The sequence below is a fragment of the Solicola agrisoli genome, from assembly GCF_049059935.1.
In the GTDB taxonomy this organism is placed as follows: domain Bacteria; phylum Actinomycetota; class Actinomycetes; order Propionibacteriales; family Nocardioidaceae; genus JAURVT01.
This window is the reverse complement of sequence record NZ_JBMGQR010000003.1, coordinates 1-26,385: the sequence shown is the minus strand read 5'-3', so window position 1 is coordinate 26,385 and position 26,385 is coordinate 1. Positions and strand designations below refer to the sequence as shown.

16 protein-coding genes are annotated in these 26,385 nt (G+C 73.7%); 9 read left to right on the top strand and 7 right to left on the bottom strand.

Annotated features, from left to right (window positions below):
• Positions 1-2: 2 nt before the first annotated feature.
• Positions 3-1,100: a glycosyltransferase family 4 protein gene (locus tag ACI6PP_RS02010; protein ID WP_421108628.1), complete on the bottom strand. Its 1,098-nt coding sequence runs from the start codon at positions 1,098-1,100 to the stop codon at positions 3-5.
• Between the two features lie 103 nt (positions 1,101-1,203).
• Here ACI6PP_RS02010 and ACI6PP_RS02005 point away from each other — a divergent pair, with 103 nt between their 5' ends.
• Positions 1,204-1,944, top strand: a complete 741-nt coding sequence (locus tag ACI6PP_RS02005) for a class I SAM-dependent methyltransferase (RefSeq protein ID WP_421108627.1) — start codon at positions 1,204-1,206, stop codon at positions 1,942-1,944.
• Positions 1,941-6,056, top strand: a complete 4,116-nt coding sequence (locus tag ACI6PP_RS02000) for an alpha-(1->3)-arabinofuranosyltransferase domain-containing protein (RefSeq protein ID WP_421108626.1) — start codon at positions 1,941-1,943, stop codon at positions 6,054-6,056. The genes ACI6PP_RS02005 and ACI6PP_RS02000 overlap by 4 nt, the downstream gene beginning before the upstream one ends.
• Here the strand turns inward: ACI6PP_RS02000 and ACI6PP_RS01995 are convergent.
• A complete protein-coding gene (locus ACI6PP_RS01995; protein ID WP_421108625.1) occupies positions 5,954-7,129 on the bottom strand; it encodes an acyltransferase family protein in 1,176 nt (391 codons plus the stop codon). The genes ACI6PP_RS02000 and ACI6PP_RS01995 overlap by 103 nt on opposite strands.
• Positions 7,126-8,970 carry a hypothetical protein gene (locus tag ACI6PP_RS01990; protein WP_421108623.1) on the bottom strand — a complete coding sequence of 615 codons (1,845 nt, stop codon included), beginning with the start codon at positions 8,968-8,970 and terminating at the stop codon, positions 7,126-7,128. The genes ACI6PP_RS01995 and ACI6PP_RS01990 overlap by 4 nt, the downstream gene beginning before the upstream one ends.
• Before the next feature lie 77 nt (positions 8,971-9,047).
• Here ACI6PP_RS01990 and pgfA point away from each other — a divergent pair, with 77 nt between their 5' ends.
• Positions 9,048-10,079, top strand: a complete 1,032-nt coding sequence (gene pgfA / locus ACI6PP_RS01985) for a cell envelope lipid trafficking protein PgfA (RefSeq protein ID WP_421108621.1) — start codon at positions 9,048-9,050, stop codon at positions 10,077-10,079.
• A gap of 72 nt (positions 10,080-10,151) precedes the next feature.
• Here the strand turns inward: pgfA and ACI6PP_RS01980 are convergent, their stop codons facing one another.
• The 3 genes from ACI6PP_RS01980 to ACI6PP_RS01970 all read right to left on the bottom strand — a co-directional run bounded on the left by ACI6PP_RS01980 (position 10,152) and on the right by ACI6PP_RS01970 (position 18,793).
• The gene (locus ACI6PP_RS01980; protein WP_421108619.1) at positions 10,152-10,955 is read right to left on the bottom strand and encodes a class I SAM-dependent methyltransferase; all 804 of its coding nucleotides are present in this window, start codon (positions 10,953-10,955) and stop codon (positions 10,152-10,154) included.
• A gap of 57 nt (positions 10,956-11,012) precedes the next feature.
• Positions 11,013-12,545 carry an Ig-like domain-containing protein gene (locus ACI6PP_RS01975; RefSeq protein WP_421108618.1) on the bottom strand — a complete coding sequence of 511 codons (1,533 nt, stop codon included), beginning with the start codon at positions 12,543-12,545 and terminating at the stop codon, positions 11,013-11,015.
• 197 nt (positions 12,546-12,742) lie between these two features.
• A complete protein-coding gene (locus tag ACI6PP_RS01970; RefSeq protein ID WP_421108616.1) occupies positions 12,743-18,793 on the bottom strand; it encodes an Ig-like domain-containing protein in 6,051 nt (2,016 codons plus the stop codon).
• A gap of 167 nt (positions 18,794-18,960) precedes the next feature.
• On the opposite strand from ACI6PP_RS01970, the gene ACI6PP_RS01965 reads away from it, so the two are divergent.
• The 4 genes from ACI6PP_RS01965 to ACI6PP_RS01950 all read left to right on the top strand — a co-directional run bounded on the left by ACI6PP_RS01965 (position 18,961) and on the right by ACI6PP_RS01950 (position 24,486).
• Positions 18,961-20,250: a M18 family aminopeptidase gene (locus tag ACI6PP_RS01965; protein WP_421108614.1), complete on the top strand. Its 1,290-nt coding sequence runs from the start codon at positions 18,961-18,963 to the stop codon at positions 20,248-20,250.
• 257 nt (positions 20,251-20,507) lie between these two features.
• On the top strand, positions 20,508-22,037 hold the full coding sequence (gene rpsA / locus ACI6PP_RS01960) for a 30S ribosomal protein S1 (protein WP_421108612.1): 1,530 nt from the start codon (positions 20,508-20,510) through the stop codon (positions 22,035-22,037).
• A 132-nt stretch (positions 22,038-22,169) separates the two neighbouring features.
• Entirely contained in the window at positions 22,170-24,056 is a 1,887-nt protein-coding gene (locus tag ACI6PP_RS01955) for an N-acetylmuramoyl-L-alanine amidase (protein ID WP_421108610.1), read from the top strand.
• Between the two features lie 49 nt (positions 24,057-24,105).
• Positions 24,106-24,486, top strand: coding sequence for a VOC family protein (locus tag ACI6PP_RS01950; RefSeq protein ID WP_421108609.1), 381 nt, complete (start codon positions 24,106-24,108; stop codon positions 24,484-24,486).
• A 7-nt stretch (positions 24,487-24,493) separates the two neighbouring features.
• Here ACI6PP_RS01950 and ACI6PP_RS01945 read toward each other — a convergent pair whose 3' ends face one another.
• Positions 24,494-24,649: a hypothetical protein gene (locus ACI6PP_RS01945; protein ID WP_421108607.1), complete on the bottom strand. Its 156-nt coding sequence runs from the start codon at positions 24,647-24,649 to the stop codon at positions 24,494-24,496.
• Positions 24,650-24,742: 93 nt separating this feature from the next.
• Here ACI6PP_RS01945 and ACI6PP_RS01940 point away from each other — a divergent pair, with 93 nt between their 5' ends.
• A complete protein-coding gene (locus tag ACI6PP_RS01940; RefSeq protein WP_421108606.1) occupies positions 24,743-25,699 on the top strand; it encodes a helix-turn-helix domain-containing protein in 957 nt (318 codons plus the stop codon).
• A gap of 12 nt (positions 25,700-25,711) precedes the next feature.
• On the top strand, positions 25,712-26,314 hold the full coding sequence (gene coaE / locus ACI6PP_RS01935) for a dephospho-CoA kinase (protein WP_421108605.1): 603 nt from the start codon (positions 25,712-25,714) through the stop codon (positions 26,312-26,314).
• The last annotated feature ends 71 nt before the right edge of the window (positions 26,315-26,385 follow it).

Here is a 26,385-nt window from a genome sequence, read left to right as displayed (position 1 = left end):
CCTCACAAGGAGTTCGTCACCACGGTGGCGAACTCCTTTCGTGACTGGTCCCAGGTGAACATCCGCGACCTGTCGAGCGCTCCGGCACCCAGTCGCTCCCGACGCTCCTCGTCGCCGAGCAGCTCGTCGATCACGCGCAGCATCTCCTCGCGGTCGTCGACCAGCACGCCCGAGACACCGTCGTCGACCGACTCGCGGGTGCCGCCGGCGTCGCGGTAGGCGACGGTCGGGGTGGCGTGCGTCCCTGCCTCGCCGACCACCAGTCCCCAGCCCTCCTTGATCGAGGGCAACGCCATCAGCCAGGACGCCGCGTAGACCTCGTGCATCTCGGCCTCGGACAGGAAGCCGGTGAACTCCACCCGGTCGGCCACGCCGCGCTGCGCGGCGTAGGCGTGCAGCTCCTCGGACCACCAGCCGTCGCCGACGACCACCAGCCGCAGGCCGGGGACGTCGAGCTCGGCGACCGCGTCGATGGCGTGCTCGACCTGCTTGTGCGGCACCAGCCGCCCGACGACGCAGATCTGCGGCGTCGTCGAGCGGGTCGCACGGACGGGAGGTGGGGGCGCGCTGCCGTTGTGCACGACGGTGATGCGCTCGCGGTCGACGCCGAGCGCGGCGAGCTCGTCGCGTGTCGCGTACGAGACGGCGACGTACTGGCTGCGGCGGTAGACCCACGGGGCGAGGCTTGACTCGACCCACCAGCCGATGCGGCCGACGAGCCCGGGGTAGACCACGGGCCACTGCTCGCGGTGCACGTGGTGCACCAGGACGGTCACGGGCGCGCGGGTGAACAGCCGGGTGAGGAACGGCAGCCCGTTCTGGACGTCGACCACGGCGTCGACGCGGCCGAACCGCCGCAGGGCCAGGCCGAGCATGGCCCGGACGTAGACCTGCAGCTTGTCGCCGCGGCGGACGAACCTGATGCCGCCGCGGACCTCGTCGGCGGGGGCGGCGGCGTGCGCGGCGCAGAAGACGGTGACGTCCATGCCGGCGTCGACGAGGCCGCGGGCGACGTGCTCCACGTACAGCTCGGACCCGCCTCCCTCGGGGTTGCGGGTGTCGCGCCAGTTGCAGATCAGCACGCGTGGTCGAGCAGTCATCGGGTGTTCCCTCCGCGGGAGAGGTTACCAATGAGTTACTTCGCGTGTTACCGATCGGTCACTTGCATGTCGACGCCTCGTCAGCATCGAGTATCTTCGGCGGGTGCACGTCCCCGTCAGCAGCGCCGAGCCGACCCTGCGACGCTCGGTCCGACTGTTCCGCGACTTCGGCGTCGAGCAGTCCGACCCGGCCCGGTTCTACGGCTCGCTGGCGGCCGACTCGGTGGCCCAGCTGGAGCGCTACGAGCCGCTCGACGGCCGGTGGGTGCTCGACGTCGGCGGCGGACCCGGCTACTTCCGCGACGCGTTCGGCCGGGCCGGCGCGCGGTACACCCCGCTGGACGCCGACGTCGGCGAGCTGTCGGGGATCGGCGAGCCCGCGCCCGGCACGGTCCTCGGCAGCGGGATGGCCCTGCCCTTCGCCGACGGCTCCTTCGACGTCACCTACTCCTCCAACGTCCTCGAGCACGTCGGCGAGCCGTGGACGATGGCCGACGAGATGGTGCGGGTCACGCGTCCTGGGGGGCTGGTGTTCGTCTCGTACACGCTCTGGTGGGGCCCGCACGGCGGCCACGAGACCTCCCCGTGGCACTACCTCGGCGGTCGCCGCGCCGCGCGTCGCTACGAGCGTCGCCACGGGCACCCGCCCAAGAACGTCTACGGCACCTCGCTGTTCGCCGTCACCGCGGCCGGCGGGCTGGCCTGGTCGCGTCGCGTGCGGGACGCCGACGTCGTCACCGTGATGCCGCGGTACCACCCGCGCTGGGCGTGGTGGGTGCTGCGCGTCCCGGTGCTGCGCGAGCTGGTCACCTGGAACCTCGCGATCGTCCTGAGGAAGCGGTGAGCGCCACCACCCAGGACGTACGCACGGCGTGGCGCATCCGCCTGGTCGCGACGTCCGCGGTGCTCGTCGCCCTGACGTTCGTCCAGCAGCCGGGTCGCGTCGTCACCGACACCAAGCTCGACCTCAGCGTCGACCCCGGAGGCTTCCTCGCGCGGGCCCTGACCCTGTGGGACCCCGACGGTGCGCTCGGCCAGGTGCAGAACCAGGCGTACGGCTACCTGTTCCCCATGGGCCCGTTCTTCTGGCTCGGCCACCTCGCCTCGCTCGACCCGTGGGTGGTGCAGCGACTGTGGTGGTCGCTGGTGCTCGTGACCGCGTTCCTCGGCACCGTGAAGCTGTGCTCGGCACTCGGCGTCGGCACCCCCTGGGCGCGGATCGTCGCGGGCCTGGCGTTCGCCCTGTCCCCGCGGATGCTGACCGTGATCGGTCCGAGCTCGATCGAGGTCTGGCCGTCCGCGCTCGCGCCGTGGGTGCTCGTGCCGCTCGTGATCGGCGTGCGACGCGGGAGCCCACGTCAGATGGCCGCGCTGTCGGCGCTCGCAGTGGCGTGCGTCGGCGGGGTCAACGCGGCCGCCACCTTCGCGGTGGTGCCGCTGGGTGCGCTCTGGCTGCTGGTGCAGCCGCCGTCGGCGCGTCGGCGTCAGCTGATGGTGTGGTGGCCGCTGCTCGTGCTCGTCGGCTGCCTGTGGTGGCTGCTGCCGCTGTTCCTGCTCGGTGCCTACAGTCCGCCGTTCCTCGACTTCATCGAGAGCGCCTCGACCACGACGTTCGCGGGCACGCTCGTCGACGCCCTGCGGGGGACGACGAACTGGACCGCCTACGTGTCACCCGACAGCGTGGCGGGCGGCGCCCTGCTGCGCGACGCCACGGTGGTGGCGAACGGCGTCGTGGTGGTCGCGCTCGGCGCGGCCGGACTGGTGCGCAGGGACAACAGGCACCGGACGTTCCTGCTGCTGGGGCTGCTGCTCGGCCTGGTCCTGGTGACGGCGGGCCACACCGGTGCGGTGCAGGGCGTCGCCGCCGGTCACGTCGAGAACCTGCTCGACGGCGTGCTCGCGCCCCTGCGCAACAACCACAAGCTCGATCCCGTCGTCCGGCTGCCCCTCGTCCTCGGCCTGGCGCACCTGCTGGGGTCCCTCTCGCGGGCGCACGGCGCCCGGGTCGGTGGCTCGGCGCGTCGTCGTGACCCCTTCGCCGTGGGCGTGGCCGCGCTCGCCGTCGTCGCCCTGGCCGGGGCCACGGCGCCGGCGTGGACGTCGCAGCTCGCGCCGCGGGGCTCGTTCGACCAGGTGCCGGACTACTGGACGCAGGCCAGCTCGTGGTTGGCGGGGCGGGACGACGGGCGCGGGGCGCTGCTGCTGCCCGGCACACCCTTCGGGGACTACCAGTGGGGCCGCACGGGCGACGAGCCGCTGCAGCCGCTGGCCGGCTCGCCCTGGACGGTCCGCAACGCCGTCCCGCTCACGCCCGGCCGCTCGATCGACGCGCTCGACGCCATCGGCGCCCGGTTCGCCACCGGGCGGGGATCCCAGGGACTCGCCTCGACGCTGCGGCGCTCGGGGGTCTCGTACCTCGTGGTGCGCAACGACCTCGCTCGCGACGCCGGGGCCATCGACCCCGAGCTGGTCTACGCCACGCTGCGCACGACCCCGGGGGTGCGCTCGGTGGCGTCGTTCGGCCCCGACCTGGGCGGGGAGGCGACGCTCCGCCCCGGTGGCGGAGACCGTGTGTTCGTCAACCGGGGGTGGCAGGCCGTCCACCCGGCGGTCGAGGTGTTCGCCCTCGACGACCCCGCGTCGCGTGCCTCGGTCCAGGCCACGGCGTCGACCCCCGTCGTCGTGGGCGGCGGACCGTCGCTGCTGACGCTCGACGACCTCGGCCTCACGCGCGATCGCGACGTCGTGATGGCTGCCGACGCCGACCCGTCGTCGCGTCCGCCGCTGCTGGTGCTCACCGACGGCCAGCGCCGCCAGGAAGCGGCTTTCGGGCTGTCGAACCACAACCGCTCCAACACGCTGGCGGTCGACGAGCCGTACCGGGCCGACCGCGCCGTGCACGCCTACGACCCGGACGACGTGTCGACGACCACGCCGCTGCTGCGCGGTGCCCGGTCGCTGCGGGCGTCGTCCTCGAGCTCGGACGTGACCACGCTGTCGCAGATCGACCCGGCCGCGCAGCCGTGGTCGGCGCTCGACGGCGATCCCTCGACGCAGTGGCGGGCGTCGGTGTCTGACGACACGACGGCGTGGCTCGAGCTCGGGCTGGAGCGACCCACGGTGGTGCGCGACGTCGAGCTGACCCTGGGCGGCGACGACACCCGCCGCCGCAGCGTCACCGTCAGCACCGATCGCGGGTCGGCGCGGGCGGTCCTGCGTCCCGGCACCCCGGGGCGGGTCCGGTTGCCGTCGGGCCGCACGACCTCGGTGCGGGTGTCGGGGACGTCGACCGCGGCCTCCCCGCTCGCGGTCGCCGAGCTGGTCGTGCCGGGTGTCGAGGTCACGCGGCCCCTCGTCCTCCCCTCGATGCCGGGGGCCTGGGGGGCACCCGACCGTGTGGTCCTCGCTGCGGACGACGCGCACGCCGACGGGTGCATCCGGGTGTCCGGCGTCATCCAGTGCGCTCCCGCCCGCGCCGCGCAGGCCGAGGACGAGACCACCATCGATCGGATCGTGCCCGCGACGGAACGACGGACCTACCCCGCCTCGGTCCGGGTCGCGGGGCGCGGAGGTGCCGCGCTCGACTCCCTGGTCCAGCGCGACCGACTCGCCCGGGTGACCGCCTCGAGCCGCGCGCTGGCGGCCCCCGTGGCGGGCGCCGCCTCGGCGATCGACGGCGACCCCACGACGTCGTGGGTCGCGGACCCCGAGGACGGCGACCCGACGCTCACCCTGCAGTGGGTGGGGGAGCGCGAGATCGACTCGGTGCGGGTGCGCACCGCCGGCGACGTCGCGGCGTCCACCCCGACGCGTGTCCGTGTCGTCTCGCGGACGGGTGAGAGTCGCGAAGCCGAGCTCGTCGACGGCACGGCCACCTTCGACCCCCTCACCACCGACGTCCTCGAGGTCCACCTGGCGACCGACCGACCGACGAACGACCTCGGCTTCGACGGCGTCGGCACCGAGCTCCCGATCGGGGTCAGCGAGATCAGCCTGCCGGGACGTCGGCTGTTCCCCGTCGACGTGTCCTCGACGCCGGAGGCGTTCGGCTGTGGCAGCGGACCGTCGATCCGCGTGGGCGCGACCGTCCTCCGCACCGAGCTCGTCGGGTCACGGTCGGCCCTGCAGGCCGGGGACGAGGTGCGAGCCGATCCGTGCGACGCCGAGGAGGTGACTCTGCAGGCGGGGCGCACACGGGTCACGGTCGACGCGACCGACGCGCTTCGGCCGACCACCGTCGTGCTCGGCGGTACCGCCTCGATCGGTGCCACGTCCGACGAGGCCGACGTCGTCGGGGCGTGGGGTGCGTCCTCGCGCGACCTCGACCTGTCCACGGGACAGGGGCGGGAGCGTCTGGTCACCGTGCGCGAGAACGTCAACGCGGGCTGGGCCGGCCGCTCCGACCGCGGCGACGGGCGCTCCGTCACCGTGAACGGCTGGCAGCAGGGCTACGTCGTGGACGGGCGAGCAGAGGAGCTGCGCCTCCGATTCGAGCTTGACGACTCCTACCGCGCCGGCCTGGGCCTGGGCCTGCTCCTGCTCGTGCTGCTGGTGGTCCTCGGCGGACTGCGTGGCCGCGAGGACGCGCCGCCCGCTCGAGGTCGGCGGGGGCGACGCTGGACGCGAGGAGTCGTGGGCACGTCCGTGGTCGTGGCGGCCCTGCTCGTGGCCGGTCTCCCGGGTCTGGCGGCCGCCGGGCTGGGCGCCGCGCTGCTGGCGGCGGTGCGCCGGTTCGCGCCGGGCCAGGACGTCGCCCCCTGGGTGGCGGCGACGCTCCTGGTGGTCGCGGGCTCGGCGTACGTCGTCCGGCCCTGGGGTGCCCCGGACGGGTGGGCCGGTGACCTCGCGTGGCCTCAGCTGGTGGCGGCGTCCTGCCTGGGAGTGCTGGCCTCGGCGGTGCTGTGCCTGCGGCCCACGTCCTTGAGCCGCAGCGCCGGGCGCTCGACGACGCGGTAGAGGACCTCGGACACCGCGACGCTCAGCAGCACGGTGACGGCGAGCACGGCCCAGAACCCGCCCCGGAAGGGTTCGGTCCCCATTAGCTCGAACGCGAGGTCGAGCACGATCAGGTGGCAGCAGAACACGCTGTACGAGATGTGACCGAGGTGTCGGAGGACGGGCAGCGCGAAGGCACGCGCGTAGACACCCGTGGTGGGGCCGAGCACGGCCGGCAGCACGACCAGCCCGCTGATCGCCGTGTAGGCGAGGTTGCGGGCCACGGCCTGCGACGGGTCGGCCAGGATCAGGCCCAGCGGTCCTCCGACCGGGGTGCAGACCACCACGAAGATCGCCAGGGCGAGCAGCCAGCACGCGCCGGGACGTCGGGCGGCGACCAGCACCGTGGCCACCCAGGGGCGGCTCTTGGCCGAGGGGACGACCGTGACCCACGCCAGGGCGATGCCCACCGCGAACCAGCCGGCGAACGCGGGGAGCCACAGGTTGGGCTGGGCCTGGCCGCCCACGACGGAGCCGAGACCGGCGTTCCACGCCACCGACACGCCGACGGCCATGGCGCAGGCGAGCGGCACCCGAGGCAGCCGGCGGGCCAGCGGGCGCGTGGCGAGCCAGCACAGCACCGGAAGCAGCACGTAGAAGGCCACCTCGGTGGCCAGGCTCCACATCTGGGTCAGGCCCGCAGGGAGGCCCTCGGCGGAGTACACCTGCGTGAAGGTCGCGTGCCGCAGCAGCAGCTCGGGCGTCACCGGCCTGGGCTGGTCGAGCAGGACCAGGGCGGCGACGACGCTGACCGCGTAGACCGGCACGATCCGCAGGGCCCGCTTGACGTAGAACCGTCCCGCCCGGTCAGCGGGTCTGCCGCCGTGGGCCGCGACGAGGTAGGGGCGCGTGAGGAGGAATCCCGAGAGCACGAAGAAGACCGCGACGCCGAGGTCGAGGTGCGCGACCGCGGCGCCGAGCGCGCCGGAGCCGTAGAAGCCCGTCTGGAAGCCGACGTGGGTGACGACGACGGCGAGCGCCGCGATCGCCCGCAGGGTGTCCAGGCCCGGGTACACCGGGCGCGCGTCCGTCATCGGGGATCGACCTTCGGGGGACCGACGGCGACGGTGTCGACGCACAGGGTGCCGGTGCGCAGCACCGAGAAGGTCACCTCGCCGAACGCCCCCTCGGTGCGCAGGAACATGGTGTGCAGGCCCTTCTCGACGGGGACGCGACGTGTCCGCGCCCCGGCGGTGACGACGACCTCGCCGTCGGCGTCGGCCAGGTAGCCCACCGACATCCAGAACGGGTAGTCGTAGGTGCGCGAGCCCAGCGTCACCGTGACCGGGGCCTGCCGGACGAGGTAGCCGCAGCCCTCGACGGGTCCGGGCAGCCCCGTCACGGACGGCTCCACGGCCGCGGTGCGGACGTGACCCTCGGCGTCGAGGATGGACAGGTCGTTGCCCTCGTCCGGGGTCGTGAAGGAGCCGGCGACCGGCGCGAACATCCTCGACGGCAGGTTGTAGGGCGTGTTGGCGCTCCAGAGCACGTCGTCGGGCACCGCGGTGTCGATCAGCGACGGTGGTGAGTCGGCCGACGAGAGGTCGTCGAGAGTCGTGGTGATGAAGTCCTTCGAGGGGTTGCGGTCGTGCCAGGACCGGGCGTACGCGACCGACGAGACGAGCGAGGCCACCAGGAAGACGACGCAACCGAGCGGCAGCAGCCAGCGTGGCGTCCTCAGCTCGATGCGCGAGCGCTCGCGTGGCTCGTTGCGCACCGTGGGACCGCGGAGCGGCAGCACCATCGCGGCGAGCACGAACGCCGCCACGGCGGCCGTGTCGGACAGGTAGCGCAGCTCGTGCCCGGTCTGGTCGACACCGAAGTCGCCGGCCCGGCCGCCGGCGATGATCAGGTAGGACGTGAAGAGGTACGCGCCGAGGATCGGCAGCGGGCGCAGGGCGTGGGTGCGCGTCGCCCACAGCAGGACGACGACCGCGACCAGGACCAGCCAGGCCACGGTGACGACCGCGCTCGACGGGTCGGTCGACAGGCGTGGGCCGTCGCGGACCACGGCCCACTGCCAGGACAGCCCGAGGGCCGAGGTGCCGAAGCTGTCGACGAGCATCGCCTGGGCGAGGCCGACGAAGGGGACGTCCCCGCCGCTGCCCCCGGACGGGGGGCGGCGGGCGAGGTACATCACCAGGTAGCCCGCCGTCACCGTGCCCAGCACGACCCACCCGGCCCAGTAGGTCCGCAGGACGGCCACGAGTCGGCGCGGGAAGGACCCGGTGGCGAAGTACTGGACCGCGACCAGACCGAGCACGAGGGGGATCGCGACGGCCTTGACGTAGAACGCCAGGCCCAGGACGACCACGGCGGCGGTGGCGAGGGCGAGTCGCAGACGGTTCGTGCGCAGGTACTCCACGTGCAGGGCGATCGCGACGAACAGACAGGTGTGCAGGGGGAGCTGGTTGATCGCCGCCGCGTACCACATGATGCTCGGGAAGGTCATGGGCGTGAACAGGTAGAACCCGAGGGGGAGCAGCACCCAGGGCGACGACCCGAAGAGCCGCCGGAGCATCCACCAGGCGGACAGGCTGGCGAGCGACTGCATCGCCATGATCTGCACCGTGGCCGTCGCCCAGCTGAAGGCTCCGGCGTGTCCGAGGACCGCCACCAGCACGAAGCTTCCCGGCATGAAGTGCACGTTGTGCGGTCGGAAGAACCAGGCGAGGTCGTCGCGGCCCCGGGCGACGTCGGACAGGAACTGGATGTCGTCCTCGAGGAAGTAGCTCCCGTGCACCGCCCAGGCACGGAACGCGAGCTGCGCGAGCACCATCACCAGGCCCGCGACGGCGACCTTCTGGGCACGTGTCGTGCCCTCGGGGACCCAGGGGTCGGCCGCGCGCCTGGCTCGCTCCATCACCGTCGTCACGGGCGGATCATCGCATGTCGGACACCGCTCGATATCGGTTTGATCCAAAGCGTAGGCGAACTCCCTACTCACTGGTAATGTCCGAGCGTTCTGACGCTCTGGAGGGAGCCCTAGTGGGCAAGAAGACTGGTTTCGTTCTGCTGTTCGTCGGCGTGTTCCTGCTGGCCCTGGCGGCCCTGGCACGGTTCTACGCCTACGACCAGCTCGCCGTGGTGCCGCTGGACCAGCAGTCCACCACGCAGTCCACGACGGGCGACGGCGACGCCACCTACCTGAACGTGGCCGCCGAGGGCGGACCCGCGATCGAGACCGGGCCGCTCGAGTCCAGGCGCCAGGTGGTCGGCCAGGTCGAGGACAGCAAGAAGGCCACCGACGACCTCGGCGAGGACGTCGCGGTCTGGGACACCTTGTCCTACGTCGCCCCGCCCGGGTTCGACCCGGCCTCGGGCGACCCGCTCAGCGGCACGCGAGACCTCGTCGCGTTCGACCGGCACACCGGTGCGGCCGTGAAGTGGGACGGCGAGACCACCGAGTCCGCCGGCGTCAAGGACGACGTCACCTTCACGGGGCAGTACTTCAAGTTCCCCTTCAACGCCCAGAAGAAGACCTACCAGTTCTGGGACGGCTCGCTGCGCAAGGCCACCGACGCGACGTTCGTCGACACCGACGAGATCGACGGTCTCGCGGTCTACAAGTACGAGCAGAAGATCCCGGCCACCAAGATCGCCGAGCTCGCGGTGCCCGGCTCGCTCGTGGGCGAGGCGTCGACGCCGTCGGTCACCGCCGACCGGATGTACGCCAACACCCGCACCCTGTGGGTCGAGCCCGAGACCGGCGTGATCATCAAGGGCCAGGAGGACCAGCTCTCGACCCTCGCGGTCGACGGCGAGACCAAGGCCACGATCACCAAGGCCACGCTCGGCTACGACGACAAGACGGTCAGCGACACCGTCGACGAGTACGCCTCGCGTGCCTCGTCGCTCAAGGCCATCCGGCTCTACGTCCCGATCGGCGGCCTGGTGCTCGGCGTCGTCCTCGTGGCCGGCGGCGTGGTGCTGCTGCGCCGCGGCCGCGGCGCCGAGGTGCGAGGCGACCACACCGCCGTCTGACACCACCGACTCGGTGCGTCGACGCCCGCCGCCCTCAGGGGGACGGCGGGCGTCGGTGCGTCCGGGGCGGGGTCAGCCGAGGTGGGTGCGCAGGATCGCGGTGCCGGGGAGGGTGGCGCCGCGCTCGGGGCCCCAGCCGCCCCACACGTGGGTGTTGCCGGGCGACCACTCGGGCTCGACGAGGTCGTCGACGACGAAGCCCGCGGCCACCACGGCACGCACCCAGTCGCCGACGGTGCGGTGGTGCTCGGCGTACGCGAGCGCTCCGTCCTCGGTGCGCTCCTCGTACGGCTCGCGGTCGAAGTAGGAGCGGACCACGCGCAGGCCGGCCTCGGTGGGGTCGTCGGGGAACATCCACCGCACCGGGTGGGTCACCGAGAACACCCAGGACCCGCCCGGACGCGCCACGCGTGCCACCTCGGCCATGGCCGCGTCGACGTCGGCGACGAACGGCAGCGCCCCGAACGCCGAGCAGACCGCGTCGAACGACCGGTCCGCGAACGGCAGGGCGGTCGCGGTGCCGGCGACCACGGGCACGTGGACGTCGGCGTCGTCGTCGAGGCGGCGGGAGTGCTGCAGCTGCCGCGTGGACAGGTCGATCCCGACCGGGCGCGCGCCCCGGTCGAGCAGCCAGCGCGAGCACTGGGCGGCCCCGCACCCGATCTCGAGGACGTCCAGCCCGGCGACGTCGCCCAGCAGGTGCAGGTCGGCCTCGTCGGCCCCCTCGGGCGACCAGCGGAAGCCGGCGTCGCCGAGGAACGCGCCGTGCTCGGCCTGGTACTCGTCGGCCATCTGGTCCCACTCGGCGCGGTTGGCGCGCTCGACCTCGGCGGGGCCGGCGGGCTCGTCGGGGCGGGACGTGGAGGAGGGTGCCATCGGGGACAGTGTCCCCGATGGCACCCTCGCTGGTGGGCGGCGCCTCGGACGCCGGGCTCAGCGCACCCGGACGGTGCGGAACGTGGACTTGAGGGTCTTGGACCCGCGCTTCTGGGTGACGCGGATCTTGTACGAGCCGTTGCGCAGGGTCTTCCTCGAGCGGACCTTGTAGGTGCCGTTGCTCTTCACCTTGGTGGTGGCGAGGGCGCGGCCGGCCTTGGTGCGGACGGTGATCCTGGCCCCGGGGTAACCGACGCCGGTGAAGGTCGGGCGGTTGGCCTTGGTGGACCTCGTGGTCGTCTGCACCGGCTTGGCGCTGACGACGCGCACCGTGCGGGTGGCCGACGCGGCCGAGCCGGTGCGTCCGCTCGCCGACTGACGCGCGACGACCTTGTACGCCGCCCGCTTCAGCTTCGGCTTGGACTTCACCGCCCAGCTGCCCCCGGACGGCACCCGCACGGTCGCCAGCACGCGGCCGGCGGTGGTGCGGACGGTGACCGTCGCCCCGGCGGTGCCGCGGCCGCTGAACCGGGGCCGCTTGGTGGTGTCGTACTTCGCGACGGCCAGGCTCGGGGTGGCGAGCGCGGCGGACGCGGGTGCCCCGGGCCTGGTCGGCGTCGTGGGCGTGGTCGGGACCGTCGGGAGCCCGGCGACCGGGAGCAGCCGGTTGACGAGCACGGTGAGGTTGGTGACGGTCGACGTCCCGAGCCCCTGGAGCGTGGTGATGAGCTCTCGCGCGATCTGCGTCAGCGACCCGAACGGGTCGGACGCGTTCGCGCCGGTGAGGGCGTCGACGAGGCCGGTGAGCAGGCCCTGCACCTTCGCCGGGTCGAGGGTGCCGCCGGCCGCGTCGCCGACGGCGTCGACGAGCGTGCCGAGCAGCGCCTGGAGGTCGGCCGCGTCGAAGGGGCTGCCGGTGCCGCCGAGGTCGCCCAGGGCCGAGACCAGCGTCCCGACCAGGGACTGGAGCTGGGCGGGGTCGAGCGAGCCGGACAGCGTGGTGAGCGCGGCGGTGATGGCGGCGGGGTCGCCGGCCAGCAGCCCCGTGGCGAGGTCGGAGATCGCCGCACTGGGTGCGCCGGTGCCGGTGAGCGCCGTCGTCAGGGTCTGCACCAGGCCGGTGACGAGGTCGACCACGCTGGTGACCAGGCCCCGCACCTGGGTCGGGGTCGCTCCGGCGGGCAGCTGGGCCAGGACCTGCCCGATGGTGCTGCCCAGCATCGCGGGGTCCAGCGTGCCCGCGGGCCACCCGGTGCTGCCGGCCTGCAGCTGGCTGAGCACGCCGGTCACGGTGGCGGTCAGCGTCGCGGTGGGCAGGTCGCTGCTGCCGCCGAGCTGGGTGACGACGTCCTGGACGAGGGCCGGCGACGGCGTGCTGCCGCCGGCCAGCAGCGCGGCCAGGGCCGTCTGGAGCCCGGTGGTGGGAGCGCCGGTGACGGGTGGGCACAGGACGGGGAGGACGGAGCAGATCGCGGTGCCCTGGGCGCCGGATCCTTGGACGGGGCTCGCGGTGGCGACTCCGCCGGTGGTGAACCCGAGTCCACCGGCTGCCAGGGCGGTGACCAGACCGCCGACGAGGTAGCGCTTCATGTCCCCGACGCTAGGGACCGGACGGGGTGCGCCCGGCCGTCTCGATCCTCTGCTGAGCGTCTCTTGCGCCGCTGCGGAGTCGGTGGAGGATTCGTTGAGCCGATCTGGACCCGGCGTCCCTTGACGCACGGACGCCGACGACGGACGACCCGGGTGGGTCGTCCGCCGTCGGCGTCGCGGCGAGGCTCCAGGCCCCGTCAGCTGCGCGGCCGCGCCCGGAACTTCACCACCGTCGAGCGGCTCTTCTGGCCGCGGTAGCTCTGCGACGCCCGCACCTTGTAGGTGCCGCGCTTGAGGGCCTTGGACCTCATCGACCAGTTGCCGTTGGTGTCGACCACGGCGCTGCCGAGGACGCGTCCCGTGGTGGTCTTGACCGTGACGCGGGCGCCCGGCGTGCCCTTGCCGCGGATCTTGGGCCGCTTGGCCTTGGTCGGGTCGATGCCCTTGGCGATCCGCACCCGCAGCGACACGACCCGGAAGACCCGGGTGTTGCTGCTGCGCGAGGTGAGGCCCGACCGCGTCTGCACGGCGCGGTAGGCGTAGGTGCGCGACGACAGCTTGCCCGTCCGCAGCGACCAGCGACCGTTGGTCGCGACCTTGGCCGAGCCGACGACGCGGTTGTCGGCGTCGCGGACGGTGACGGTCGCGCCGGGCGTGCCGTTGCCCGCCACGGTGACGGGGACCGACGTGGCCTGGGTGTAGACGTACCGGTTCTGTGCCGGGTCGGTGATCGTCGGCGCGCCGGGCGCCGCGGGCGGCGTCACGGGACGGGTGATGCTGTACCGCTCGACGGTCGAGGACCCCGACGTGCCGGTGGCCGTGCGCTGCTGCGCCACCAGCGTGTGCGGCCCGACCGGCAGCGGCGAGCTGAGCGTGCACCGCCAGGTGCCGTCCGTCCCGACCGTCGCCGTGCACAGCAGGGTGGTGCCCTCGCGCACGGTGACCGTGGCGCTGGCGACGCCGGTGCCGGAGATCGTCGGGGTGGTGTCGGTCGTCGTGCTGCCGTTGGCCGGGCTGGTGATCACGGGGGGAGCCGGTGCCAGCGGGGCGCTCTCGATCGTCACGACCACCGGGGCGGTGGGGGACGAGACGTTGCCGGCCTCGTCCTCCTGGGTCGCGGTGAACGTGTGGTCGCCGACGGCCAGCGGCTGGCCGGGGGTGCACGTCCAGCTGCCGTTGCCGTCGACGGTGTCGGTGCAGACGGTGGCGGTGCCCTCCCGCACGGTGACGACGGCGCCGGGCTCGCCCCGGCCGGTGAACGTCGGCGTGGTGTCGGTGGTCCTCGAGCCGCCGGTCGGGGTCGAGATGACCGGCGCGTCCGGTGCCTGGGTGTCGGCGACGGTGACGGTGACGGTCACCGCGACGCTGTCGGGCGAGGTGTTGCCGGCGTCGTCGCTCTGGGTGGCGACGAGCACGTGCTCGCCGGCGGCCAGGGCGGGGGCGATGGTGCACGACCAGCGGCCGTCCTCGTCGACGGTGTCGGTGCAGAGCGTGCGGGTGCCCTCGCGGACGGTGACGACGGCGCCGGGCTCACCGGTCCCCGAGACGGTGGGGGTGGTGTCCGCGGTGCGGTCCCCGTTCTCGGGCGACTCGATGACCGGGGCGGCCGGCGCCTGGGTGTCGGCGACGGTCACCGTCACCGTGACCGTGGTGCTCGGGTCCGAGACGTTGCCGGCCCGGTCGGTCTGGGTGGCGACGAGGTCGTGCGCGCCCGCGTCCAGGGCGGGAGCGACGACGCAGCTCCACCGGCCGTCCGTGTCGACGGTGTCGGTGCAGAGCGTGCGGGTGCCCTCGCGCACGGTGACGACGGCGCCGGGCTCACCGGTCCCCGAGACCGTCGGGGTGGTGTCGTCGGTGCTGGTCCCGTCCTCGGGCGCGGAGATCACCGGCGCGTCCACCTCGGTGTCGGGCGCGCTGACGGTGAAGCCGAGCGGGGTGCTCTCCACCGACGTGTTGTCGGCGTCGTCGGTCTGGGTGGCGACGACGACGTGCGCACCCGGGGCGAGCTCGGTGCCGGGCGTGCAGGACCAGCGTCCGGACGCGCTCACCGTGTCGGTGCAGATCGTCGCACCGCCCTCGGTGACGGTGACGACCGCGCCGGGCTCGCCGGTGCCCTCGAAGGTCGGCGTGGTGTCCGCCGTGGTCGACCCGCCGGTCGGCGCGGTGAGGACCGGTGCGGGCGGGGCCGTCGTGTCGGGGACGCGGACGGTGACCGTGACGGTGTTGCTGACCGGCGAGGTGTTGTCGGCGTCGTCGGTCTGCGTCGCGGTCAGCGGGTGGTTCCCGCCGGCCAGCGGCGTGGTCGGCGTGCAGGTCCAGTCGCCCTGGGTGCCCACCCGGACGGTGCAGACGGTGGTGGTGCCGTCCTTGACGGTCACGGTGGCGCCGGGCTCACCGGTGCCCGAGACGGTCGGGGTGGTGTCGGTGGTGGTGTCGCCGTCGGTCGGGCTGGCGATGACCGGCGCCAGGGGTGCCTGCTCGTCGACGACCTCGACGGTGAAGGTCACCGGCTGGCTGGGGTCCGACAGGTTCTGGGCCGGGTCGGTCTGCGTGGCCGTCACCGTGTGGCTGCCGCCGTCGAGCGCGGTGGTCGGCGTGCACGTCCAGGTGCCGGCCGTCACGACCGCGGTGCAGACGACCGTGGAGCCCTCGCGGACGGTGACGGTGGCCCCGGTCTCGCCGGTGCCCCCGATCGTCGGGCGCTGGTCGTTGGTCGTGGTGCCGCCCACGGGCGCGGTGATCACCGGTGCGGTGGGCGCCTCGGTGTCGGTGCCGTCCACCGTGTAGGTGACGCCCTCGCTGGCCGGCGAGACGTTGCCCGCGTCGTCGGCCTGGGTGGCGGTGAGGGTGTAGGTGCCGACGGCGAGCGCGGGGCTCACCGTGCAGGACCAGGTGCCGAGCCGGTCGACCACGGCCGTGCAGACCGGCGTGGCGCCCGCGAGCACGGTGACGGTGGCTCCGGCCTCGCCGCGGCCGCTCACGGTGGGCGTCGCGTCCGGCGACGTGGTCCCGGTGGCCGGCTGGTCGATCACCGGCGCGAGGGGCGCGGTGGTGTCGAGGGCCGTCACGGTGAACCCGACGGACGGGGTCGCCTGCGAGGTGTTGCCGGCGGCGTCGGCGGCGGTGGCGGTGATGCTGTGCGCACCCGGGCTGAGCGCGGGGCTCACCGTGCAGGACCAGTCGCCCTGCGCGTCGGCCTCGTCCTGGCAGAGCACCAGGGCGCCCTCGCGGACGGTGACGGTGGCGCCGGCCTCCGCCGTGCCGCTCACCGTCGGCGTGGTGTCCGGGGTGGAGGAGCCGGGGAGGGGCGAGGTGATGGTGGGCACCGGGGGAGGCGTCGTGTCCGGCGCGGTGACGGTGAAGGTCCTGCCCGGGCTGGCGGGCGAGGCGTTGCCGGCCGCGTCGGTCTGGGTCGCCGTGACGGTGTGCGAGCCGGGTGCCAGCGCGGGGTCGACCACGCAGGTCCAGCGACCGTCGGCCCCGACGGTGTCGGTGCAGAGGACGGTGGCGCCCTCGCGGACGGTGACGACGGCGCCGACCTCGCCGCTGCCCTCGACGGTCGGGGTGGTGTCGGCCGTCTGCTCGCCGGCGGTCGGCGTGGTGATGACCGGGGCGTCGGGGGCGGTCGTGTCGGGCACGGTCACGGTGTAGGTGACCGGGGTGCTAGCCACGGAGGCGTTGCCGGCGGGATCGGTCTGCACGGCGGTGATGGTGTGCGCGCCGGGTGCCAGGGTCGTGGTGGTGCAGGACCAGGTGCCGCTGGTGCCGACGGTGTCGGCGCACAGCTCGGCGGTGCCCTCGAGCACCCTCACGCGCGCACCGGGCTCACCGGTGCCGCGCACCTGCGGGGTGGGGTCCTCGCCCGAGGAGGTGGCGCCCGGGGCGGTGATGACCGGGGCGTCGGGCGCGGTGGTGTCGGCGACCGTCACGGTGTAGGTCACGGGCTCGGCCGCGTCGGAGGAGTTGCCCGCGGCGTCGGTCTGCACGGCGGTGATCGTGTGCGCGCCGGGCGTCAGGGCGGTGGTGGTGCAGGACCAGGTGCCGTCGGCGCCCACGGTGTCGCTGCACAGCTCCACGCCGTCCTCGCGGACGCTCACGCGTGCGCCGCGCTCGCCCGTGCCCACGACGAGCGGGGTGGTGTCGGTCGAGGAGGAGGTGCGGGCGGGCTCGGTGATGACCGGCGCCGCGGGGGCGGCGGTGTCGACCTCGATCGTCACCGTGTTGCTGTCGGGGGAGGTGTTCCCGGCGGCGTCGGTCTGGGTGGCGACGAAGGTGTGGGTCCCCTGGGTCAGTGCCGGGTCGACCGTGCACGCGAAGGTGCCGGAGGCGCTGACGACGTCGGTGCAGACCGTGCGGTTGCCCTCGCGGACGGTGACGGTCGCGCCGGGCTCCCCGGTGCCGCTGACGTCCGGCGTGGGGTCGGCGGTCGAGGTGTCGGTCTGCGGGGCGCGGATGACCGGTGCGGCGGGGGCGGTGGTGTCGACGCGGACGACGACCGGGTCGGAGGTGGCCGAGCGGCCGAGCCCGTCGACGGTCTGGACGGCGGTCAGCGTGTGGGTGCCCTCGGCGAGCGTGCGGGAGAACGCCACGACGCCGGCCGCGCTGGCGGTGGCGGTGTCGAGCAGCGTGGCGCCGTCGTACAGCTGGACCGACGCGTCGGGGCGGGCGGTCACCCGCACGGTCTGCGCCGGGGTCCGGGTCACCAGGCCGTTCGTGGGGGCGGTGATGACCGGCGCGGCGAGCGCCGCGGTGTTCACCGTGACGGTGACCGAGGAGGACGCCTGCGACACGTTGCCCGCGGCGTCGGTCTGCGTGGCGGTGAGGGTGTGCGCGCCCTGCGTCAGCGGGCCGAGCGTCGTCGCCCAGCGGCCGTCGAGGCCCACCGTGACGGGCGAGGACGCGACCGCGCCGCTGCGCACGACGAGCGACGCGCCGGGCTCGCCGCTGCCGGTCACCGGGAACGTGGTGCGACCGATCGTGGCGCCGGTGGGCGGCGAGGTGATCGTCGGCGCCGCGGGTGCCGTGGCGTCGATGGTGAAGCGGGTGGTGGTGGCGGCCGAGGCGACCCCGGCGAGGCTCTGGGTGGCGGTCAGCGTGTGCGGGCCGTCGGCGAGGGCGGTGGTCGGCGTGAAGGTCCAGGCGCCGGACGGGCCGACGGGGATGGAGTCCGACAGCGTGGTCGACCCCTCCTTCAGCGTGACGGTCGAGCCGGCGACGCCGGTGCCGGTGACGGTGGGCGTCGAGTCGTTCGTGGTCGAGCCGTCGGCGGGGGTGGTGATCACCGGGGCGGCGGGGGCGCAGTCCAGGCCGGAGGTGGGGGCCGTGGCCGAGACCGACAGCGGCATCACGTCGACCGTCGCCTGGGCGGCGGGAGGGAGCAGGATGCCGGTGCTGAGCAGGCTGATGTCGAGGCTGACGACCGAGATCGAGCTCGTGCCGGACGTGGTGGTGGGCGCGGCGTTCACCCGGACCGTCACCGAGCCGACGAGGGCCACGTTGACGGTGGTCGAGCCGCCGAGCGGGATCTGCGTGCCGTTGACGGTGACGGTGCCGGGGGTGAAGACCGGGGAGCCGTTCGAGGTGACCGACAGGCTCGGGGATCCAGAGATGCCCACCTGCACGGCGTTGCCGAGGACGCCGAGGGTGGCGGCGTCGCCGGTGACGGTCGAGCGGAGCTGCTTGTTCAGCGCTCCGGTGCCGGCGACCAGGTCGGTGGTGGAGGTGGTGGTCAGCGCCGACGTGCGCAGCAGCTGGACCAGGCCCGCCGGCTGCAGGTCGATGCCCGCGGTGGTCGACTCGGCGCGGGCGAGCACGCCTCCGTCGGGGCACACCCCTGCGACGGGAGCCTGCGCCCGGCTGCTGCCACCCAGGACGCCGACGCCGAGGCCGAGGACGTCCAGCGCGGGCAGGGTGCCGGTGGACGCGTCGGCGAGGTTCGGGGGAGCGGTCTGCGCGCTGCTGGTGGCGGGAGTGAGCCCGGCACCGAGCAGCGCGGCCGACAGGTTCGACGTCGACGCGCTCGAGCTCGCGGCCTTCGTCGAGTCCGTGGAGGCGGTGCCGGACGCGACCCGCGTGTTCAGCACCGAGGCGCCGAGCACCTTCAGGGCCACCTGGGCTGCCTGGCCGGAGGCGGTCGAGGAGTACGCGGCGGTGGTGACCGGCGCGGCCTGCGCCGAGGTGGTAGGCAGCAGAGCGAGGGTGCTCGCGCCGAGGGCGCAGGAGAGAACCGTCCCGAGAAGTCGCTTCATGGGCTGGACGCTAGGTCCGTTTCGCCTGGTGAGTACCCCACGTGGTGGAGAGTGGACCGATTCTTGATGAGCCGTTGAGAATCAGAGGAAAATGGCTCTATCGGGCCACCGCATCTTGAGAGGACCTTGTGCTCGGAGACGGCGCGCGCCGCCGGTAGCCTCGCGGCATGGCCCACCCCGTCACCGCCCGTGCGACCGCCGAGCGCCTGGCCGCGTTCGTCGACGCGTCGCCGTCGCCGTTCCACGTCTGCGCGACCGTCGCCGCCGCGCTGGAGGCGGCGGGCTTCACCGCCGTCGCCGAGACCGACGCCTGGCCCACCGAGCCCGGACGCCACTACCTGGTGCGCGGCGGCTCGCTCGTCGCGTGGTCGACGGCGTCGTCGGTCGGACCCACCACGCCGTTCCGGGTGCTCGCCGGCCACACCGACAGCCCCAACCTGCGGCTCAAGCAGCACCCCGACGGGCGACGCGACGGCTGGCGCACCGTGGCGCTGGAGCCGTACGGCGGCGCTCACCTGAACTCCTGGCTCGACCGCGACCTCGGGCTGAGCGGACGGGTCACGGTCCGCGACGGCGCAGGGTCGCGCACCGCGCTCGTGCACGTCGAGCAGCCCGTCCTGCGGGTGCCCCAGCTGGCGATCCACCTCAGCGAGGAGCGCCGCGGCGTCACCCTCGACCCCCAGCGCCACGTGGACGCCGTCACCGGGCTCGACGGCGGTGCGTCCGTCCTCGAGCTGGTGGCCGCGTCCGTCGGCGCCGAGGCGTCCGACCTGCTCGCGTGGGAGCTGATGACGCACGACACCGCGCCGAGCCGCGTCACCGGGGCGGCCGGCGACCTGCTCAGCGCGCCGCGCCTGGACAACCAGGGCACCTGCTTCTCCGGCCTCGAGGCGCTGCTGGCCGCGGCCGACGTCGACGCGGGGGTCGTGCCGGTGCTGGCGCTGTTCGACCACGAGGAGGTGGGCAGCCAGTCCGACCGCGGCGCCTCCTCACGGCTCCTGGTCACCGTTCTCGAGCGTCTTGTGCTGGCGGCGCGCGGTGCGCGCGAGGACCTGCACCGCGCGCTCGCGGGGTCCGTGGTCGCCTCGGGCGACATGTCGCACGCGACGCACCCCAACTACGCCGACCGCCACGAGCCGGCGCACCGCATCGTCCCCGGCGGCGGGCCGGTGCTCAAGGTCAACCAGAACCTGCGCTACGCCACCGACGCGGGCAGCGGCGCCGTCTTCGCGCTGGCCTGCGAGCAGGCCGGCGTGCCGCTGCAGCGGTACGTGCACCGGGCCGACCTCCCGTGCGGGTCGACCGTCGGCCCGATGACGGCGGCCCAGACCGGCGTCTCGACCGTCGACGTCGGCGCCCCGCAGCTCGCGATGCACGCCGCGCGCGAGCTGATGGCCGCCGCCGACGTCCCGCAGTACGCCGCCGCGCTCGCCGCGTTCCTCGCCCCGCGTCGCTGACGGGCGTCCTGCCCCGTCACCACGGGGAACGACGGGGTCGCCCCGCGTTGCACCGTGGCCCGGTGGGCGCGTATCGTTGAGCAGGCGTCTTCAGCCTGCATGACCCTCGGACGGAGCAGGCGATTGCTCGCGCCCATGTCGGGCACGAGGGCCAGGTGGTCGATCGACCTCCCGGTGTTCCTCCCGTCACCCGCGATCCACTGGCTGCCCTGACGCGCCCGCACGAGCCCATCCATCCATCGGAGCCCATCCCACCTATGACGTCCAGCATCGCTTCACTCCCCACCACAGGCATCCCCCAGGTCGCCGTCAACGACATCGGCTCGGAAGAGGACTTCCTCGCAGCCATCGACCTGACCATCAAGTACTTCAACGACGGCGACATCGTCGAGGGCACCATCGTCAAGGTGGACCGCGACGAGGTCCTGCTCGACATCGGCTACAAGACCGAGGGCGTCATCCCCTCGCGCGAGCTGTCGATCAAGCACGACGTGGACCCCAACGACGTCGTCGCCGTGGGCGACGCGGTCGAGGCCCTCGTCCTCCAGAAGGAGGACAAGGAGGGTCGCCTGATCCTGTCGAAGAAGCGTGCGCAGTACGAGCGCGCCTGGGGCGACATCGAGAAGATCAAGGACGAGGACGGCGTCGTCGAGGGCACCGTCATCGAGGTCGTCAAGGGCGGCCTCATCCTGGACATCGGGCTCCGCGGCTTCCTGCCCGCGTCGCTGGTCGAGATGCGCCGCGTGCGCGACCTCGCCCCGTACGTCGGCCAGAAGATCGAGGCCAAGATCATCGAGCTCGACAAGAACCGCAACAACGTGGTCCTGTCGCGTCGCGCCTGGCTCGAGCAGACCCAGTCCGAGGTCCGCCAGAACTTCCTCACCCAGCTCCAGAAGGGCCAGGTCCGCAAGGGCCAGGTCTCCTCGATCGTCAACTTCGGTGCGTTCGTGGACCTGGGCGGCGTCGACGGCCTGGTGCACGTCTCCGAGCTCTCGTGGAAGCACATCGACCACCCGAGCGAGGTCGTCACCGTCGGCGACGAGGTCACCGTGGAGGTGCTCGACGTCGACATGGACCGCGAGCGCGTCTCGCTGTCGCTCAAGGCGACGCAGGAGGACCCCTGGCAGCACTTCGCCCGCACCCACCAGATAGGTCAGATCGTCCCCGGAAAGGCCACCAAGCTGGTGCCGTTCGGTGCGTTCGTCCGCGTCGAGGAGGGCATCGAGGGCCTCGTGCACATCTCCGAGCTCGCCGAGCGTCACGTCGAGATCCCCGAGCAGGTCGTGCAGGTCAACGACTCGGTCATGGTCAAGATCATCGACATCGACCTCGAGCGTCGCCGGATCTCGCTTTCGCTGAAGCAGGCCAACGAGACCGCCGCCGCGCAGGGTGACGACGAGTTCGACCCCACGCTGTACGGAATGACGTCGTCGTACGACGACCAGGGCAACTACATCTACCCCGAGGGCTTCGACCCGGAGACCAACGAGTGGAAGGACGGCTTCGACGAGCAGCGCGCCACCTGGGAGCGCCAGTACGCCGAGGCCCACTCCCGCTGGGAGGCCCACAAGAAGCAGATCGTCGACGCCGAGCAGGCCGACCTCGAGGCGGGCCAGGCCGGCTCGTACTCCAGCGAGGCAGCCAGCACGTCGTCCTCGGACGACGAGGGTGACGACGACGGCGACGCGCCGGCGCGTCCCGCGGCCCCCGCGTCCACGGGCGGCTCGCTCGCCTCGGACGAGGCGCTGCAGGCGCTCCGCGAGAAGCTCACGGGCGGCGGCGAGTAGTCAGCACCGCTCCACCACGACGGCCCTCACCCCTCACGGGGTGGGGGCCGTCGTGCGTCCCGGGCCGACCCGTCCGGGAAGGTTGTCCGGCGAAACGGTTTGAGCACGGTCCGTGCGGGGCACAAGGCCCTCATGTCGTCCACACGCCTGCGCGTCGCCGCGCTCACCGTCGTCGGCGGGCTCGCCGCGGCGCTCGTCCCCACCGTCGTGCCGGCCTCCGCCGCACCCGCGTCACCCGCCGTCGACTGCTCGTGGGCCCGCCCCGGCACGTCGGTCGACCAGGCCCTGGCCCGCGCCTCGGCGTCGGCGGGCGTCCCCGAGCGGCTGCTCACGGCGGTGTCGTACCTGCAGTCGAGGTGGCAGGACCACGACGGCGCGGCCAGTCGCACGGGCGGGTACGGCGTGATGAACCTGTCGCCGACGGCTCCCGAGGACGCCCGCGGTGACGACTCCCGCGCGTCCGAGGCCTCGCCGCTGGACCAGGCGGCCGCGCTCACCGGTCTGAGCCGCCGTGCGCTGGTGGACGACCCGGCGTCCAACGTCTGCGGCGGTGCCGCGGTGCTCGCGTCCTGGCACGCCGGCGAGGCGTCGTCGCTGGCGTCGTGGCGCGGTGCGGTGGCCCGCTGGGCCGGCGAGGGCGACGGGCAGGACCTCGTCGACCTCACCTGGGAGCTGATGCGCGAGGGCCAGAGCGGCACCACCGCCACCGGCGAGCAGGTGGCCCTGGCGGCCGACCCCGACCTGGCGGCGCCGACGGCCCCGCGCGGGCGTCGTGGGCCGGTGGACTGCCCGAGGACGCTCGACTGCGAGTGGCTGCCGTCGCCCTACACCCAGGACCCGGCGACGGGCGGCTACGGCAACTACGACCAGGCGGACCGCCCCCGGGACCTCGACATCGACTTCATCGTCGTGCACGACACCGAGAGCGACTACGACGGGACGATCGCCACCATCTCCGACCCGCGCTCGAACGTCTCGTGGAACTACACGGTGCGGTCCTCCGACGGGCACGTCGTGCAGCACCTCGACCCGAAGGACGTCGGCTACCAGGCGGGCAACTGGTGGATCAACACGCACTCGATCGGCATCGAGCACGAGGGCAAGGCCGGCACGTCGGGCTGGTTCACCGAGGCGCAGTACCGCGCGTCGGCGAGGCTGGTGCGGTACCTGACCGCGAAGTACGACGTGCCGCGCGACCGCGCGCACGTCATCGGCCACGACCAGGTGCCCGGCACCGTGCCCGGTGCGACGAGGAACGTCCACTGGGACCCGGGCCCGTACTGGGACTGGGAGCACTACATGGACCTCGTCCGCGCCCCGATCGGCGGCGCGCGCAGGGCCACCACGCGGGTCGTCGCGGGCGACGTCGTCACGGTGCGCCCGGGCTACGACGGCAACCGGCACGTCGTCACCGGGTGCGAGGAGGCGTCGCCGGGGTCGGGCGCGTGCGACCCGACGTCGGGCACCAACTACGTCGAGCTGCGCCAGGCTCCCGACGCGTCCGCCCCGCTGGCCCGGGACGCCGGCTGGAGGCCCGACGGCTCGGCGTCGACGACGGGCGCGTCCGAGATCGGCGGCCGCGCGGCGGCCGGCACCCAGCTGGTGGTGCACGCGGTGCAGGGCGAGTGGGTGCAGGTGGCGTGGGCCGGTGAGCTGGTCTGGCTGCGCAACCCGGCGTCACGTCCCGTGCTGGTGCGGGGCCACGGCACCGTGGTGACGGTCAGGCCCGGTTCGACGTCGGCGCCCACGTACGGCCGGGCCTACCCCGAGCAGGCCGCCTACCGCGACCCGGTGCCGTACCAGGCGGTGCTGCCGATCGAGTACACGCTGAAGCCCGGCCAGCAGTACGTGGTGGGCGACGCCGACGTGCGGTCGGACTACTACTACGCCAAGTCCTTCGACGGCTCGGTGCCCGGCGACCGCACGGTGGTGCGGGGCAGCGACCGCTACCTCTGGGTCTGGACCGGCCACCGGATGACGTTCGTGAAGCGGGGCGACGTGGTGCAGCGACGGCGGTAGCGCCGTCGCAGGCCTCCCGCCCGCCCCGCGGGCGGCCTATGCTGCGGCGATGATCGTGTCCTGCTTCCCGATCCTCGAGGTCGGCGACCTCGGTGCGGCCCTGGACTTCTACGGTCGGACGCTGGGCGGTGCCGAGCGGTACCGGTTCCCGGCCGAGGGCGAGCCGGCGTACGTCAGCCTGGCGATGGGACGCTCCGAGCTCGGCCTGACGGTCGCCGAGCGGCCGGTGGTGCCCGCGGGCGTCGTGCTGTGGATCTACGTGGACGACGTCGACGAGGTCACCCGGACGGCGGCGGGTCGCGGCGCCGAGGTGCTCGAGAAGCCCACCGACATGCCGTGGGGCGAGCGGGTGTCGCTGGCGCGGGACCCGTTCGGCCACCAGGTGAGGATCGGCGCGCTGCCGGCGTCCGAGGAGACGCCTGCCGGTTGAGACCGGCTCAGCCGCGCCAGGTGCGCAGCTCGAGCGACTGCTCGTCGCGGTGGCTGCGGGGGAGCGGGCGGTGGCCGAACCCGTCGTGGGAGACGAGCGTGCGCAGGCCGTGGACCAGGAGGGCGACCGCGACGACGAGGGCGAGGGCGAGGAGGAGGGTCATGGCAGTAATTTTCCTCCCGTCGTGATCCTGCCACGAGTGGCAGGCGTGCCACTGCTGCTTGATTTCCTGCCAACTGCGGGGCAGCATGGCCCGATGCTGACGAACGTGGCCGCCGTGGTCCTCGACGACGCCGAGCCGTTCGGCATCGGCGTGCTCAACGAGGTCTGGAACGAGCCGCACCACCCCGAGGACGACTGCCCGACCTTCGACTTCGACTTCTGCACCGACGTGCCCGGACGCGTCCGCAGCTCCTCGGGCATGGACCTGCACGTCGAGCACGGCCTGGAGCGGCTGGCCGAGGCCGACCTGGTGGCCGTGGCCGCCAAGCGCGACTACTCGCAGGTCTCGGACGCCGTCGTCGAGGCGCTGCAGGCGGCTCACGCACGGGGTGCCCGCGTGCTCGCCTCGTGCAGCGCGGTGTTCACCCTCGGGGCCGCCGGCCTGCTCGACGGACGCCGCTGCACCACCCACTGGCGCTACGCCGAACGGCTCCAGGCGGCCTACCCGCTGGCCCACGTCGAGCCCGACGTCCTCTACGTCGAGGACGAGCGCGTCGTCACCGGGGCGGGCTCGGCGGCCGGCATCGACGCGTGCCTGCACGTGATGCGCGAGGAGTTCGGCTCCCGCGTCGCCGCCACCACGGCCCGTCGCATGGTGGTGCCGCCGCACCGCGACGGCGGGCAGGCGCAGTACGTCCGCACCCCCATCGTCGCCACCACCGCCGACACGCTCGAGCCGGTGCTCGCGTGGGCCGGCGAGCACCTCGACGAGGACCTCTCGGTGGAGGTGCTGGCCCGGCGCGCCCACATGTCGGCCCGGACGTTCGCCCGGCGCTTCCGCGACGAGACCGGCACCACGCCGCACCAGTGGGTGACCACGCAGCGCGTCGCGCTCGCCGAGGAGATGCTCGAGACCACGGGGCTGGCGGTGGAGCAGGTGGCGCGGCGTGCGGGGTTCGGCAACGCCGCCACCCTGCGTCACCACTTCGGCCAGGTGCGCGGCACGACGCCGCAGGCCTACCGCACCACCTTCGGGGCGCGCGGCGCCTGAGAGGATCGGCCCATGCTGCGTGTGGGACTGACCGGGGGCATCGGATCGGGCAAGAGCACCGTCTCGGCCCTGCTCGCCGACCACGGGGCGGTGGTGGTGGACGCCGACCGTCTCGCCCGCGAGGTGGTCGAGCCCGGCTCCCCGGCACTGGCCGAGATCGAGCGCGCCTTCGGCCCCGACGTGATCGCCCCCGACGGGTCGCTCGACCGTCCGGCGCTCGGCGCCGTCGTGTTCGCCGACGAGGCCCGGCGGCGTGAGCTCGAGGCGATCACGCACCCGGCCGTCCGCGCCCTGCAGCGCTCGCGCGAGGTGGCCGCGGGCCCGGACGCGGTGGTGGTGCACGACAACCCGCTGCTGGTGGAGATGGGCCAGTACCGCGAGTGCGACGTCGTCGTGGTGGTCGACCTCCCCGTCGAGCAGCAGGTCGAGCGGATCGTCCGCGACCGCGGCACCACCGAGGACGACGCCCGCGCCCGCGTGGCCGCCCAGGCCACCCGCGAGGCCCGCCTCGCCGTCGCCGACCTCGTCGTCGACAACTCCGGCGACCGCACCACCCTCGAGGCCCGCGTCGCCGAGGTCTGGGCGGACCTGTCGGCCCGCGCCTCCCGCCCCTGACCCTCGTCCGCAGGTTCCGAGGCCCGGCGGTGCCTGAGCCACCACCTCGGACCGGATCGTGGTGGCTCAGG

Excerpts from the sequence above, each read along its gene's own strand:
- ACI6PP_RS02010 (WP_421108628.1), bottom strand. The coding sequence starts at position 1,100 with ATGACTGCTCGACCACGCGTGCTGATCTGCAACTGGCGCGACACCCGC.
- ACI6PP_RS01995 (WP_421108625.1), bottom strand. The coding sequence starts at position 7,129 with ATGACGGACGCGCGCCCGGTGTACCCGGGCCTGGACACCCTGCGGGCG.
- pgfA (WP_421108621.1), top strand. The coding sequence starts at position 9,048 with ATGTCCGAGCGTTCTGACGCTCTGGAGGGAGCCCTAGTGGGCAAGAAG.
- ACI6PP_RS01980 (WP_421108619.1), bottom strand. The coding sequence starts at position 10,955 with ATGGCACCCTCCTCCACGTCCCGCCCCGACGAGCCCGCCGGCCCCGCC.
- ACI6PP_RS01975 (WP_421108618.1), bottom strand. The coding sequence starts at position 12,545 with ATGAAGCGCTACCTCGTCGGCGGTCTGGTCACCGCCCTGGCAGCCGGT.
- ACI6PP_RS01970 (WP_421108616.1), bottom strand. The coding sequence starts at position 18,793 with ATGAAGCGACTTCTCGGGACGGTTCTCTCCTGCGCCCTCGGCGCGAGC.
- ACI6PP_RS01965 (WP_421108614.1), top strand. The coding sequence starts at position 18,961 with ATGGCCCACCCCGTCACCGCCCGTGCGACCGCCGAGCGCCTGGCCGCG.
- rpsA (WP_421108612.1), top strand. The coding sequence starts at position 20,508 with ATGACGTCCAGCATCGCTTCACTCCCCACCACAGGCATCCCCCAGGTC.
- ACI6PP_RS01955 (WP_421108610.1), top strand. The coding sequence starts at position 22,170 with ATGTCGTCCACACGCCTGCGCGTCGCCGCGCTCACCGTCGTCGGCGGG.
- ACI6PP_RS01950 (WP_421108609.1), top strand. The coding sequence starts at position 24,106 with ATGATCGTGTCCTGCTTCCCGATCCTCGAGGTCGGCGACCTCGGTGCG.
- ACI6PP_RS01945 (WP_421108607.1), bottom strand. The coding sequence starts at position 24,649 with ATGACCCTCCTCCTCGCCCTCGCCCTCGTCGTCGCGGTCGCCCTCCTG.
- ACI6PP_RS01940 (WP_421108606.1), top strand. The coding sequence starts at position 24,743 with ATGCTGACGAACGTGGCCGCCGTGGTCCTCGACGACGCCGAGCCGTTC.
- coaE (WP_421108605.1), top strand. The coding sequence starts at position 25,712 with ATGCTGCGTGTGGGACTGACCGGGGGCATCGGATCGGGCAAGAGCACC.